At 70.0% G+C, this 13,272-nt stretch carries 14 protein-coding genes; 7 read left to right on the plus strand and 7 right to left on the minus strand.

Translation table 11 applies throughout. The annotated features are described in order from the left end of the window. Positions 1–16: 16 nt before the first annotated feature. Positions 17–1,180 (plus strand): PPE domain-containing protein, encoded by a 1,164-nt coding sequence (locus AC4HOU_RS07370; RefSeq protein ID WP_194990877.1) that lies wholly within the window; start codon positions 17–19, stop codon positions 1,178–1,180. Continuing rightward, positions 1,177–2,007: an ESX secretion-associated protein EspG gene (locus AC4HOU_RS07375; RefSeq protein WP_194990878.1), complete on the plus strand. Its 831-nt coding sequence runs from the start codon at positions 1,177–1,179 to the stop codon at positions 2,005–2,007. Before AC4HOU_RS07370 ends, AC4HOU_RS07375 begins: the two co-directional genes overlap by 4 nt. A 61-nt stretch (positions 2,008–2,068) precedes the next feature. Here AC4HOU_RS07375 and AC4HOU_RS07380 read toward each other — a convergent pair whose 3' ends face one another. The 3 genes from AC4HOU_RS07380 to AC4HOU_RS07390 form a co-directional block, all read right to left on the minus strand. After that, entirely contained in the window at positions 2,069–2,728 is a 660-nt protein-coding gene (locus AC4HOU_RS07380; protein ID WP_194990879.1) for a histidine phosphatase family protein, read from the minus strand. Continuing rightward, positions 2,725–3,639 carry a prephenate dehydratase gene (gene pheA, locus AC4HOU_RS07385; protein ID WP_163816660.1) on the minus strand — a complete coding sequence of 305 codons (915 nt, stop codon included), beginning with the start codon at positions 3,637–3,639 and terminating at the stop codon, positions 2,725–2,727. Before pheA ends, AC4HOU_RS07380 begins: the two co-directional genes overlap by 4 nt. A gap of 68 nt (positions 3,640–3,707) precedes the next feature. After that, positions 3,708–4,115: a hypothetical protein gene (locus AC4HOU_RS07390; protein WP_163816662.1), complete on the minus strand. Its 408-nt coding sequence runs from the start codon at positions 4,113–4,115 to the stop codon at positions 3,708–3,710. 114 nt (positions 4,116–4,229) lie between these two features. Between AC4HOU_RS07390 and AC4HOU_RS07395 the strand changes: the two genes are divergently transcribed. From AC4HOU_RS07395 to AC4HOU_RS07415, 5 genes are all read left to right on the plus strand, one after another. Then, positions 4,230–4,988, plus strand: a complete 759-nt coding sequence (locus tag AC4HOU_RS07395) for a DUF2470 domain-containing protein (protein ID WP_195020391.1) — start codon at positions 4,230–4,232, stop codon at positions 4,986–4,988. Positions 4,989–5,020: 32 nt separating this feature from the next. Further along, the gene (locus tag AC4HOU_RS07400; protein WP_195020390.1) at positions 5,021–5,809 is read left to right on the plus strand and encodes a CPBP family intramembrane glutamic endopeptidase; all 789 of its coding nucleotides are present in this window, start codon (positions 5,021–5,023) and stop codon (positions 5,807–5,809) included. Between the two features lie 1,149 nt (positions 5,810–6,958). After that, complete coding sequence (locus AC4HOU_RS07405; protein WP_163816668.1) at positions 6,959–8,122, plus strand: LCP family protein; 1,164 nt, start codon at positions 6,959–6,961, stop codon at positions 8,120–8,122. A 10-nt stretch (positions 8,123–8,132) separates the two neighbouring features. Next, a complete protein-coding gene (locus AC4HOU_RS07410) occupies positions 8,133–8,684 on the plus strand; it encodes a ferritin (RefSeq protein WP_163816670.1) in 552 nt (183 codons plus the stop codon). A gap of 71 nt (positions 8,685–8,755) precedes the next feature. After that, positions 8,756–9,304 (plus strand): ferritin, encoded by a 549-nt coding sequence (locus AC4HOU_RS07415; RefSeq protein WP_014348392.1) that lies wholly within the window; start codon positions 8,756–8,758, stop codon positions 9,302–9,304. A 369-nt stretch (positions 9,305–9,673) separates the two neighbouring features. Here AC4HOU_RS07415 and AC4HOU_RS07420 read toward each other — a convergent pair whose 3' ends face one another. The 4 genes from AC4HOU_RS07420 to AC4HOU_RS07435 all read right to left on the minus strand — a co-directional run bounded on the left by AC4HOU_RS07420 (position 9,674) and on the right by AC4HOU_RS07435 (position 13,033). Next, complete coding sequence (locus AC4HOU_RS07420; protein ID WP_490724296.1) at positions 9,674–10,594, minus strand: DUF5926 family protein; 921 nt, start codon at positions 10,592–10,594, stop codon at positions 9,674–9,676. 155 nt (positions 10,595–10,749) lie between these two features. Continuing rightward, positions 10,750–11,517 carry a glycerophosphodiester phosphodiesterase gene (locus AC4HOU_RS07425; RefSeq protein WP_163816675.1) on the minus strand — a complete coding sequence of 256 codons (768 nt, stop codon included), beginning with the start codon at positions 11,515–11,517 and terminating at the stop codon, positions 10,750–10,752. Continuing rightward, complete coding sequence (locus AC4HOU_RS07430; protein ID WP_324197408.1) at positions 11,514–12,629, minus strand: DUF4328 domain-containing protein; 1,116 nt, start codon at positions 12,627–12,629, stop codon at positions 11,514–11,516. Before AC4HOU_RS07430 ends, AC4HOU_RS07425 begins: the two co-directional genes overlap by 4 nt. Positions 12,630–12,661: 32 nt before the next feature. Beyond that, complete coding sequence (locus AC4HOU_RS07435) at positions 12,662–13,033, minus strand: rhodanese-like domain-containing protein (RefSeq protein WP_195020388.1); 372 nt, start codon at positions 13,031–13,033, stop codon at positions 12,662–12,664. Between the last annotated feature and the right edge of the window lie 239 nt (positions 13,034–13,272).

A 13,272-nucleotide genomic window follows, 5' to 3' on the forward strand; every position in this document is an offset into this window, starting at 1 on the left:
AAGGGGAGAAACAAGCATGACCGCAGGAATCACCGGGGTGTTCTGGCTGCCCCGCATGGCCGAATTCAACTCCGTCGCGCTGAACGCGGGCGCGCACGCCGTTCCGATCTCGGCCGCCGCCACCGCATGGGGGACGCTGACGGGCGCCTGGGTCGACGCCACCGCCACCGTCACCCGGGTGATGGCCGAACTGGGCCTCGGCCTGCAGAGCGTCAACGGCATCGGCGCACTGGCCCGGCTCGGCGGGTTCACCGCATGGGCGGGCCAGCAGGGCGTGATGGCCGCGACGATGGGAAGCAAGGCCGCCGCCAACGCCACCGCCTACACCGTCGCCTCGCTGGCGATGCCGAGCCTGCCGGAGATCGTCGCGGTCAATACCGCGGTCGTCGCCTCTGCCAACCCGGCCGGTGCGCTCTCGGGCGCGTTCGAGGCGGCCGAAGTCGCCAAGCACGCCATGGACATTCGCGCCGCGCTGGTGATGGAGACCTACGAGGCCGCCACCACCGCCACCGTGATCACGCCCGGTGAGTTCATCAACCCGCCGCCGATCGCCAACGGCGCCGGCTCCGCCGAAGCCGCCTCCAACGCCGATCAGGCCTTCCAGAGCGGCAATGGCGACCCGGTGCAGACCGCGCTCGCCGCCGCGGGCGCGGTGGTGAACAACCCGGCCATCAGCAGCGCGGTCACCCAGGCCGCGAACGTGGCCGGTTCGGTCGCCACCAGCGGTGTGAGCACCGTCGGCAATCTCGGCGCCAACGCGATCGCCGCCGCCACCAGCTCGGGCGCGCCAGGGGTGGCGTCGATGGCTCCGGTCGGCATGGCCGCCGGTGGCGCCGCGGCCGCGGCCGGTGCCTCCACCCGCGCCGCCGGGATGGGCGCGTCGGTCGGCGCGGGCAGCGCGTTCAAGGTGCCCGAGGGCTGGGGCGCACCGCCGGTCAGCGGTGGTGCGGGTGCGGCCGCTCCGGTCACCGAGGTCGCCGTGGCGCGCACCGAGGCCGCGCCGATCCGTCCCGCCTCCACCGGGCCCGCCAGCCCGCTGCTCGGTCGCGGTGCGGCCAACAGCGAGGACGACGAGTCCGAGCACAACGGCGCGGATTACCTGCGGGCGGATCACTTCTCCGACGGCCGCCTCGCCGCCGACGGCGTCATCGGTGCCGATCCCGCCGGGACGGCCAAGTGACGGTACTCGGTGCCGGTCGCGGTCCGGCGACGCTCGGCGCGGTCACGCTCTCGCTCGACGAAATGCAGTTCCTGCTGGAACATTTGCAGATCGACGAGGTCCCGGTCGTGTTGAACGCGATCGGGCGCTACGACAACGAGACCGCGCACGATGCGGCGATGGCCGCGGCCGCCCAGTCGCTCGCCGATCGGGATCTGCTCGACGGTGAAGTGGTTCAACCGGATCTCGCCGACCGGCTGCGCGCGCTCAACCGCCCGCACTGGGCCATCGCGTTGCGGCTGGTCGTCTCCGGTCAGGTGAGCCGGATGTGTCTGGCCAAGGGCGACGATCTGGTGACGGTCGCCCTGCGCGGACCCGAGTCGTATGTGATCGACGAGGCCGACGAAGATCTACCCGGTCCGGTGCTCGCCGCGCTCGGGCCCGCCGAGGCGCTCGAACTCACCGGAATGAACGCCCCGACAGAGCAATTGGAGCCGATCTTCAACGACCTCGGCGACGCGACGGCCACCGCCAACCGCCTCGGCAAGGTCGGCAATCCACCACGGGACGCGCAGACCCTCGCCTCGGCCCTGGTGCATCTGGATTCGCATGCCGAGATCGTCGGCGTCGTCTACGGCGACGGCACCCGCGAGATCGCCGACAACCATATCGCCGTATTCAACACGCGCGCGGGCCGTTTCATCGCGACGGCGAGCGTCTCCGATGACGGCGTGAAGTGGACCTCGTTCAGCAGCGGCACCAACGCCCGACTGCGGATAGCGCTGCAAGATCTGATCAACTCGCTGCCGGAACGCGAAGAGTTCCCGGACAGTCCAGCGGTGGTGTGATCCGACCACGGTCCTGAATCATCGAGCGTCGCGCCCGGTCACCAGCGTGGCCGGGCGCAGCTCACCCCATCGGGTCGTCGGACCCCAATGCCGGCGCGCGCCCGAACGGCGGGGTGAACCGGCCCCAGCGCACGCATTCCCAGCTGCCGTCGGGACGCGGCGCCAACTCGATGGTCTCGGTGTTGTCGAGATGGTTGTCGATGGTGAACGGCGGCGCCACGCCGGTCAGTGCCCGCGCGACGAGGCGCATGGCGGCGCCGTGGTTCACCAGCAGCACATCGCCGGCGTCGTCGAGTAGGTATCCGTCACGCAATTCGGTGATCGCGGGCAGGAAACGGTCGAGCACGTCCTGGCCCGATTCGCCACCGGGCAGCCGCTGCGTCAACTCGCCCTCGTGCCAGGACCGGTACACCCGCAGGAACAGCTCGTGCGCCTGCTGGCTGCTCTCCCCCTCCAGATCGCCGACCTGCACCTCGTGCACGCCGTCGAGCACTCCGGCCGAGATGCCGCTCGCGGCTTCGATGTAGCCGGCGGTCTGCCTGGCCCGCAAGGCCTGCGAGGACAGCAGCAGCCGAGGCGGCACCGTCAGCCGCGATGCGAAGGTCTTCGCCTGCGCCGCACCGCGTTCGGTGAGTGGCAGCCCGGGCAGACTGGTATCGAGCATCCGTGCGACATTGCCTTCGGTCTCACCGTGCCGCACCAGAATCAGTTTGCCTGTCACAGGTCGGCAACCCCCTTTCGTAATCGGGTCAGCCACTGCGCGGCTTCCTCATCCGACGGCGGCGGCGTCCCGGTGGCCGAGGTGGCGGGCCAGGAGCCGAGGAAACGGATACGCGCCGTGCGGTGCAGCGCCTTGAGCGCTTCGGCGACCGCGGCGTCGTCGATATGGCCGACGCAATCCAGATAGAACCGGTACGTGCCCATCCCGGTGCGGGTGGGCCGTGATTCGATTCGGGTCAAATCGATACCGCGAGTGGAGAATTCACCGAAGGCGCGCATCAGCGCGCCCGGTTCGTTCGGCAGTTCGAGCACGATCGACGTGCGGTCGGCGCCGGTGGCCTGCGGTGCCACCCGCGGCTTGGTGACGAGCACGAACCGGGTGATCGCGTCCTCGTGATCGGCGACGCCCTCGGCCAGCGGCACCAGGCCGAGGCGTTGCCCGGCCAGAGTGGTGGACACCGCGGCATCGGCGCGCCCGGCCAGCACATCCTCGGCGGCAGCGGCGTTCGAGGCCGACACATAACCGGTGGCGCCGGGCAGATGACGTTCCAGCCACAGCCGCACCTGCGCCGCGGCCACCGGGTACGCGGCCACCGACGTCACGTCGTCGAGCCGGGTGCCCGGGCGGGCCAGGATCGCGAAGCTCACCTCGAGTTCGGTCTCGGCGATGATCTGCAGCCGCGGGCCGACGGCCAGCGAATCCAGGGTGGCCGGAATCGAGCCCTCCACCGAACTCTCGATCGGCACCACGGCGCCGTCGACGTCACCCGAGCGGATCAAATCGAGGGCGGCGCCCTGACTGGGCGCGGCGATCCGCTCGACCGGCCCGTCGAAGGCCCCCGAGGTTTCGAGTTCGGCGAGGGCCATCTCGGTGAAGGTTCCGGAGGGCCCGAAATACGCTATTCGCGGCACGCCTACGAGATTACTTGCGCGAGCCCACGCGCTCGGCCGACTTCCCGAGGCCGGGAACGGCTGGGCTATCAGTCGGCGACCGGAGCCAGCAGCTCGGTGAGCGCCTGAGCCAGTTCCCGCGGATGCCGCGTCTCGATGGCCAGCAGTACCCCGCGCACGGCCTCGACCGCCTGTGGCTTCAGGCCGGTGAGGAAGCCGACATCGGGAGTGGTCAGGGCGGTGCGGATGTCCTCACCGCACAGTGCGGCGGCGGTGCCGGCGACGAGGGCGAGCGCGCGCTGCGGATCGTCGGTCCGTGCGACCAGACCGGTGTCGGAGTGGGCGGCTTCGGCGAGGATGTCGGCGATCTCGGCAACGTCGAGATCCGCTGCGATGATCCGGCCCGGTGGCGCCGTGGCGGGCGGGACGACAAGGCCGTCGGCCAGATGTCGCCGCGCGGGTGCCGTCAATGCGACCAGAACCGGCTCGCTGCTCATGGACTTCAACTTACCCAGCGGCCAGATGTTGCGCGCATCCCCACCTTCGCTTAGGTTAGGTTAACCTAATTGCGCATCTGTGAAGTGGGGCACGTTCACCCAGTGGAGGTTTCTATGCCGGAGACGATCAGCGCACCGACGACCGCCGAGCGGGTGCGCAGCGCATGTGCGCATGCCGAGTATTCGGTGCTGGCTCTGCCCGGCACCGATCCGATCTCCACCTCGGTGCATCATCTGCGCGAATGCGGCGACGCCGTGATCGCCGTGCCCCGCGACAGCGCCGCCGCGCATGCCGCCGCCTCCGGTGCCGCGGGCGCGCCGGCCGTCCTGGAACTCACCGACCACGCCCCACTGCCGCTGCGGGAACCGGTGCGCGCGCTGGTGTGGTTGCGCGGCTGGGTGCGGGCCGTGCCGACGCAGGCGCAGCGGGCGCTGGCCACCGAGGTCGCCAAGGAGAACCCCGATCCGGGCCTGCTCGACGTCGGCCACACCGCCACCCTGTTGCGTCTGGTGATCAACTCGGCCGTGGTCGCCGATGCCACCGGCGCGGAATCGGTGTGCGTCGAGGATCTGCGGCTGGCCAGGCCCGACCCGTTCTGCTCGATGGAATCGGCCTGGCTGCAGCATATGGAGGCCGACCACGCCGACGTCATCGCGCAACTGGCCCGGCATCTGCCGCCCCGCCTGCAGCGCGGCACTGTGCATCCGCTCGCTATCGACCGATACGGACTCACCCTGCGGGTAGAAGGCGAGGACGGCGACCACGACGTCCGCCTGCCCTTCGCCTCGCCCGCCGACGACGTCGAATCGCTGAGCCGCGCAGTGCGGTTGCTGGCAGGCTGCCCCTTCCTGAACGGACTGCGCCGGATCTGATTCCCGCGCCCGGGGGCAATAGATTCGGCTGCATGCGCGATGACCTCGGCCGGGCGGAAACCGGTGAGCCGACCGATCGGGAACGGGCGGGGATTCGGCTCGAGATCCTGGTGGTGCTCGGCGTCACCTTCGGACTGAGCGGCCTCAATGCCGCCCTGTCGCTGGTGGAGAGCGCGCTCGCACCGGGCGGTGTGGACGAGCAGACCGTCGCGCTCAATGCCTCGCGCTCGGCGCAGTCGACCATCGACCTGCTGTTCCAACTGCTCGGCGTGCTGCGGCTCACAGCGTGGGCGGGGCTCGGGCTCTACCTGCTGTGGCGCAGCGGTATCGGCCCGCGCGCCATCGGCCTCGCTCGGGCGCGCTGGCGGCCGGATTTGCTGCACGGACTCGTGCTCGCGGCCGTGATCGGGCTGCCGGGGCTCGCGCTGTACCTGATCGCGCACGCGGCGGGCGTCAGCGTGACGATCGTGCCCAGCGCCCTCGACGAGCACTGGTGGCGGCTGCCCGCCCTGATTCTGTCGGCCTGCGCCAACTCCGCCGCCGAAGAGATCATTGTCGTTGCCTACTTGATCACCCGGCTGCGCGCCCTGGGCTGGTCGGACAACCGTTCCCTGCTCGCCTCGGCGCTGCTGCGCGGCAGCTACCACCTCTACCAGGGCCTCGGCGGCGGACTCGGCAATATCGTCATGGGCCTGATCTTCGGCCGCTACTGGCAGCGCACCGGGCGACTCTGGCCACTGGTCATCGCACACGCGTTCATCGACGCGGTCGCCTATATCGGCTACACCGTGCTCCGCGACCGGGTCGGCTGGCTGCCGTGAGCAGTCGACCGACGAACCGCGCGAAGCCGGTCGAGATCCGAAGACCGCAGTAGCGGTAACGACGCAAGGCACTCCGACTCTGGCCGCCGGCGATCGTGCACACCACAATCGACCTGCCCGCCATATCGCCCCGCGAGCCATCGGCCGGCTGCCGTGAACCGCGATACCGGCTGATCGCGCTGGACCAGCTCCGCACTGGGTTCGACTCGCGCCGGGCAAGGCCCAGAGAGGCGCCGTAACCGCGTCGAGCCGGTCAAGACCGGAAGACAGCATGAGCGGTAACCACGCACGGCACTCAGCCGCTGGGCCGGCAATCGCCCACGCCATGGTCGACCCGGCCGCCCGTATCAGCGCCTGAGCAGGTCGGCTGGCCGGGCGTGAACAGCGATGGCGGTGGATCGCCGGGTCCGGTCGAGGGCGGAGGACGGTGGCGGGGCAGTGTCCGCGCCGGCCTGCCGGATCGGGCGCGGGCGTACCGGCGTGGCGTCGGGTAACAAACGGGGGCGGAGTGGGTAAGTAGAGTTCGACATGATGAACGGCGACGACCCACGGAGGCGCCGGGTCCCGCCGCAGGCGCCCGGTCGGCCCGGCGCGCGTCCGGCCGAACCGGGGATGCGTGGGCCATCCCCCGAACCCGGCAGGCCGCAGGCACCCGGAGAGCGGGGCGGGTGGCAGCGGCCCGACCGGGGCTCACGCGGGGCGGGCGAACGCGGCGGCCATCCGATCGGCGGGCCCGGCGCAATCCCGTCATCCGACCGGCCCGTATCCGGACGACCCGAACCCGAGCGCCCAGGCGCCGCACACCCCGGCCGTTCAGGAGCCGGGCGGCAGCAACCCGACCGCCCGGGCATCCCGCACCCCGATCGCCCTGGCTCCGATCGACTCGGTGCCGGGCAGGACGCTCGACGAGGTGCCCCGCGCAACCCCGGCGCTGCGGGCCCGCACGGCAATCGCCCGGGAGCCCACCCCGATCCCGAGGCAACCCGTCGTTACGACGCGGACCGACCAGGCGGCGCGTATCGCGGCGGACCGGCGCGGCACCCGGACGCCCGGCAGCCCGCCGAGCCGGTGATGCGCCGTCCCGAGGGAGCCCCCGGGCTGCGGAAAGACGGACCGAACGGACCGCCACGCCATATCGAGCCGACACAGGTGCTGCACCGTGACGGCCGAGCGGAAGCGGCACCGCTGGCCTGGTCGCAGGTGCCCGAGGCGCCCGCCGAACAGCACCGCGCGGGCACCCATGCGCCGACGCAGCAACCCGTCCCGTTCCGCGAGGACGAACCCCCGCGCAGACGCCGCGATGTGCCCCCACCCCCGCCGAGCCGACCGCCACGCGGTGGCGGCCGGGCGCCACGCCCGCCGCGGCCCAAGCGCAAACGGCATCTCTTCCGGTGGTTCCTGGTCATGCTCGTGGTGTTCATGCTGCTGATCGTCACCGCGGTCATTCAGCTCGACCGCACCCTGCACCGGATCGACGCGCTCGCCGATTACTCCGACCGGGTGGGCGACACGCCCGGCACCAACTGGCTGCTCGTCGGGTCCGACAGCCGGTCCGGGCTCACCGCCGATCAGGAGCAGGGCCTGGCCACCGGTGGCGAGGTGGGTCCGGAGCGCACCGACACGATCATCCTGGTGCATGTGCCGCCCTCGGGCCGCACCACATTGGTGAGCCTGCCGCGCGATTCCTACGTCAGCATCCCGGGCTACGGCCAGGACAAGCTCAACGCCTCCTTCGCATTCGGCGGTCCGCAACTGCTTGTGCAGTCGGTGGAGATCGCCACGGGGCTGCACATCGACCACTACGCGCAGATCGGGTTCGCCGGATTCGCCGGAGTGGTCGACGCGCTCGGCGGGATCGATGTGTGCGTGCCGCAACCCATCGACGACCCGCTGGCCGGCATCAATCTGGCCGCGGGCTGCCAGACCCTCGACGGGCCGCAGGCGCTGGGTTTCGTGCGCACCCGCGCCACCGCGCTCGCCGATATCGACCGGATGAACAATCAGCGACTGTTCCTGTCCGCCTTGCTCGAACAGGCCACCAGCCCGAGCACGCTGGCCAATCCGTTCAAGCTGTGGCCGATGGCCCGCGACACCGCGCGCTCGCTGACCGTCGACAACGGCGATCACATCTGGGATCTGGCGCGGCTCGGCTGGGCGCTGCGCGGCGACACGCTGGCGACGACGGTACCGATCGGCGGATTCGGCGATACCTCCAGCGGCAATGTGGTGCTGTGGGACAAGGCCAACGCGAGCCGGTTCTTCGAGGCGCTGGCGACCGGGCAACCCGTTCCGGAGGATCTGCGCGGCGAGTAACGTCGAGCACATGTCCGACCTCGACGCCGGCCGGTCGTTCCCGGCCCTGCTGCGCGATCAGATCCGTCACGGGTTCACCGCGGGCCAGCAGTATCTGGCCGCCGCGGTGTACTTCGAGGCGAACCGGCTGCCCCAGTTGGCCCGACATTGTTACGGCCGTTCCGACGAGCATCGCGGCCATGCGCTGCGCATGGTGCAGCATCTGCTCGACCGCGATCTGGAGGTCACCGTCGGCGGCCTGGACGAGGTGCGCCCGACCTTCGAATCACCGCACGCCGCAATCGCTTTCCTGCATGCGCGGGAGCAGAGGCTGACCGATCAGACGGTCGAGTGCGCCAAGGCCGCGCGCGCTTCGAACGACTACCTCGGCGAGCAGTTCATGCAGTGGTTCCTGGAGCAGCAACTCGACGAGGTGTCCGCCATGACGACGCTGCTGACGGTGCTCGAGCGCGCCGCGGGCAACCTGTTCGACGTGGAGGAATTCGCCGCGCGTGAACTGCCGACCACCGTCGCACCGGCGGGCAACTCCGCCCCCAAAATGGCTGGGACAGTACGCAACTAATTAGGAAACACTATCCTCAATAAGGGTCGACTTGGATGACAAGGACGCTGACCAGCGATAACGTCTGTGTCATGTCCAGCCATCCGGAAACTCCACGCAGCAAATTCCACAGCCTGCTCCACGATCAGATCCGGCATGAATTCAATGCCGAGCATCAATACATCGCGATTGCGGTTTGGTTCGACAACGCCGACCTGCCGCAGTTGGCAAAGCGCTTCTACGCCCAGGCCGTCGAAGAACGTAACCACGCGATGATGATCGTGCAGTACTTCCTCGACCGCGATATCAGCATCGAACTCGGTGGAGTCGACGCTGCTAAATCGCATTTCGAGAATGCCCGCGAACCCATCGCATTGGCACTGGCCCAGGAGAAGGCGGTCACCGACCAGATCATCCAGCTGGCCAGCACCGCTCGCGAAGAGGGCGATTACCTCGGCGAGCAGTTCATGCAGTGGTTCCTGAAGGAACAGGTCGAGGAGGTGGCCAATATGAACACCCTCCTCACCATCGCCGATCGCGCCGGGTCGAACCTGTTCGATCTGGAGGAATTCATCGCCCGCGAAATGAGCGGCCCGAGCAACACTTCGGGTGCCCCGTCGGCCGCCGGCGGTTCGGTGTAATACGCCACCGCGCTATCGAGCGATCGGCAGGCCGAGCACGTTGCGGCGTGCTCGGCCTGCCGAATTCCGCACTACTCAGCCCGCGCTGGCGCTAAGGCTGCTGAGAAGCGTGGTCAGAAGCTCGAGAATGGCGTCCATGATTTCCCTACTTTCCTCATCGGCCGGTGAGGTTTCCCTCACCTACACCATCTTTCGGTGATGCAGAGAACGTAACGGAGCCAAGATTAGAAAGGAGCGTTTTTCACAAAATTACTACGGTGGAATTTTCGCCACCCCCGAACAGCGACGGCTCCGGGCCGGCCCGAGGCCGGACACCGAAGCCGTCTCACTGTTTTCGCGCGCCGACTCAGCGCGAACGACGCCGACGCGTCAACGCAGGGTGACCTGTCGCGAACGCAGGCCGTCGCGCGACCGCCGCTCCTCGGCCGACATCGGCGCGTCCGAGGCCAGCGCCTGCGCCAACCGCGCACCGAACTCGACTGCGGGCGCGGCCCATTCGGCCGCGTGCCGCTCGGGATCCAGATCGAACACCGGCACCAGCAGCCCGTGGGTACGGAACGAGCCCGCGAACCGCGAACCCTCACCCAGATGCAGACCACCCGAGGCGTGCAACCGGGCCAGCGCCAGCATCAGATCGTCTTCCGGCTCCGGGCGCACCCAGCGCAGATGCGCCTTCTCACCCGCGTCGACCCACCAGGCCGCGCCGATCGCGTCGGCACCGAGATCCAGCCGATCCGAGGGCATGATCGCCTGCTTGGCCTGCTCGATGGTCGCGGCCACCTGCGGATCGGGCTCCACGCCTTCGGGCACCCACCAGTCGAAATCTTGATGCACCGTCAACTCGAGCGCGGCGCCCGGGTCGATGACGTCGGCCAGGGTGGGCCCACCTTCGACGCTCGCGGCGGCGGGCAGCGACTCACCCGGTTCCGCCGACTGGGTCCACAAGATCGCCGCGGCGAGATCGGCGGCCGGGTTCTCCCCCTCGGCCTGCACCTGCACCCCGACATAGCCGGTCGGCTCGTCACCCGCGCGCACCAGCGCGGCGACCGCACCGGGCAGCACCGTCGCGAGGACGACCGAACGTTCGGCCGCGGCGCCCGGCGATAGCTTCAGGGTCGCGGTCGCCGACTGCACGAACTCGCGCAACGCGACGAGATCGCATTCGGCGGCCAAACCCTCGAACGGGCGCGTGACGGCGTTGGCGGCCTGTTCCAGCGCGGCTCGCCGCTCGGCGAGACGCTGCGCCCGGTTCCCGCCGGGCTTCGGACTGTTGCGCTTGCTCTTACCCACGGCTGGTCAAACTACACCGGTCACGGCCGCCCGCTCCGCGCGCCACGCTCTCGGCTCGGCAGTCGCCATCGACCGGCTCAGGCGGTGTCGATCGGCGCCCGAGCCGGAGGCCCTGCGTGGTTACGCTCCGCTGCCGCCTCCGGGCCTCGACCGGCTCAGGCGGTGGCCAGCAGTGCCTTGGTCCGCCCCGGATGGTTGGTCGCCACCCAGCTGACGCCGAGATCGGCGCACAGCCGCACGTCTTCGGGATCGTCGACGGTCCAGCAGTAGGTGGCGCGGCCGGCGGCGGCGGCCTTGTCCACCAGATCGGGGTGTTCACGCAGCGTCTTCACCGACGGGCCGACGGCCGTGGCGCCGACCGTGGTGGCCGCGCTGCCGCCCAGATAGCGCGAGGATTCGCCGAGCAGCACGGTCGGCAGCAGCGGCGCGGCGCGGCGGATCCGCCAGACCGCGGTGGCCGCGAACGACATCACCACGGCCCTGGAGTGATCGGCCGAGGCCGGGGTCGCGATGCCGAAGCGCTGCAATTCGGCCAGCAGCTTGTTCTCCACCAGCGCGCCGTAGCGCACCGGATGCTTGGTCTCGATGAACAGCTTGGTCGGGCGGCTGCGCCAATCGAGCACAAGGGCGATGAGCTCGGCCAGGGTGAGTACCGAGGCGGGTTCGCCTGCGGTGCCGAAGTCGAGGGCCTTCAACTCGTCCAGGGTGAGTTCACTGACCAGGCCGGTGCCCGAGGACGTCCGGTCGACGGTGCGGTCGTGCACGCAGACCAGATGCCCGTCCCTGGTCAGCCGGACATCGCATTCGACGCCGTCGGCGCCCTCCTGCAGGGCCAGCTCATAGGCGGCGAGGGTGTGCTCGGGGCGTTCGGCGGACGCGCCGCGATGGGCGACGACGAATGGTGCGCGATTGGGCTGGCTCACTTCGCCACGACCTCCTGCTCCTGATGCTCACGATCGGCCGCCTCCGCACTCGGCTCGGCCGCGGGCTCCGCGTCGGCGTCGTCGCCGGCCGCGATCGCACCGTCCGGTGCGGCACCGCCGTCGACGCGGCCCGCGCCGGCATCGGCCCGGGCTGCGACGGTAGCCGATCCCGGCTGCACCGGTTCGATGACGGGCACCGCCGGGTCCGCGGCCACCACCCAGCGGTGCGCGATATGGGCGCGCCCGAGCAGATCGCGGCCCTCCACCATCCGCACAATCCACAGTGTCGCCACCGCCACCGCCACCGCCACGGCGTCGGTGAACGCGGTGAACAGCACTCCGTCGGCCTCGGCCTGCAGCGAGTCGGCGCTGCGCCAGGCCAGCGCGGCAACCGCGCAGGCTCCGCCGAACACCCAGATCGCCCACCACACCCGCACCGCACGCAGCGGCCGTGGATCCTCCCGGCCGGCCACCATCTCGCTCAGGAAAACTCCCGGCCACAGCAGGTTGACCACCGGGATCACACAGCCGAGCACCAGCATCCGCGGCGACCGCGGATCGCGCAGACCACGACCCTCGTACACGGCCCGGCGCGCCTGGATCAGCCAGCCGACGGCGGCGACCGCGGCGAGCAATGCCAGCACCGCGGCGAACAGCGCCGAAGCGTTGACCATCGCGTCGGAGAACGTCAACAGCAATGGATCGATGAGATAGGTGCGATTGCGCAGTAGCAGCAGGTAACGACCGAGTTCGGAGCCCGCCGCGATGGCGAACATCAGCGCCGTCGCGATCAAGAGCGGGGGCAGCCAGCCGGCCAGCACATTCAGCGGCGGCCGGGCGGCTACGGGCTCGCGGGCCGGTTCATCGCGCAGTCCCCAGCGCGGGATCTCGGTGTAGTGCGGGGTGGGAGTGGGCCCGGTGCGGCCGGGGGCCACGGTGCCGCGCGGACGGTGATCGGGCCTGCGGGCGACCCACCGGTAGTTGCGCCGTTCGGCGGGCGCGTCGATCGGCCCGGGCGAGAGCAGGACGCCACGGCAACGCGGGCACCAGTGCATCGGCGCCGCCTGTTGTACGGCCCAGCGCGCGCCGCAGCGCGCACAGGGTTGCACCACCGTACTCAATGCCGTCGCACCTCGCTCTTTCGTCAGTAGATCTTGGGCTCGTGCTTGCCCTCGCCGACCAGCGGGCGGCCGGTACGCTGCCACTCCACCATGCCGCCGACGACGCACACGGCGTCGAATCCGACGTGGGTCAGGTACTTGACCGCCTCGAAGGACCGGCCGCCCTGCCGGCAGATGACGTAGAGCTGGGCGTCGTAGTCCAGTTCGTCCAGCCGGGCCGGGATGTCGTCCACCGGAATGTGGACGGCGCCCGGCGCGTGGCCCAGCGCCCACTCGTCGGGCTCGCGCACGTCGAGCAGGATCGCGCCGGCCTTCTCCGCGGCAGCGCGCGCACTGTCGTCGAATTCACCTGGCACCTCGTTCAGCGGTACCGTCGGGACCTCGGAGCTCGTCACGTGTTCGATCCTGCCATGGGTGCCGTACGATCGCGGACTTCCGTGCCCGTCCATCGGTGCGAACACCGCCCACCTGGGACGCGCCGGGCCAGCGGGCCCCGCGTAGGTTATGCCGCGCCGACTTCCGACCGGTGCCCCGATTTCTGGGGGGATGTGGATAAGTCGGTGTAGTTATCCACAGATTCCACAACCTGATCCACAGGTGTCAGCTATCGTCCGGCGCATCGTCCACAGGCTGA

The sequence above is a fragment of the Nocardia sp. JCM 38205 genome (assembly GCF_058222935.1).

What these genes read in the sequence shown, in the direction of transcription:
- AC4HOU_RS07410 (WP_163816670.1), top strand. Translation starts at nt 8,133, where the DNA reads ATGTCCGACCTCGACGCCGGCCGGTCGTTCCCGGCCCTGCTGCGCGAT.
- AC4HOU_RS07395 (WP_195020391.1), top strand. Translation starts at nt 4,230, where the DNA reads ATGCCGGAGACGATCAGCGCACCGACGACCGCCGAGCGGGTGCGCAGC.
- AC4HOU_RS07400 (WP_195020390.1), top strand. Translation starts at nt 5,021, where the DNA reads ATGCGCGATGACCTCGGCCGGGCGGAAACCGGTGAGCCGACCGATCGG.
- AC4HOU_RS07390 (WP_163816662.1), bottom strand. Translation starts at nt 4,115, where the DNA reads ATGAGCAGCGAGCCGGTTCTGGTCGCATTGACGGCACCCGCGCGGCGA.
- AC4HOU_RS07415 (WP_014348392.1), top strand. Translation starts at nt 8,756, where the DNA reads ATGTCCAGCCATCCGGAAACTCCACGCAGCAAATTCCACAGCCTGCTC.
- AC4HOU_RS07370 (WP_194990877.1), top strand. Translation starts at nt 17, where the DNA reads ATGACCGCAGGAATCACCGGGGTGTTCTGGCTGCCCCGCATGGCCGAA.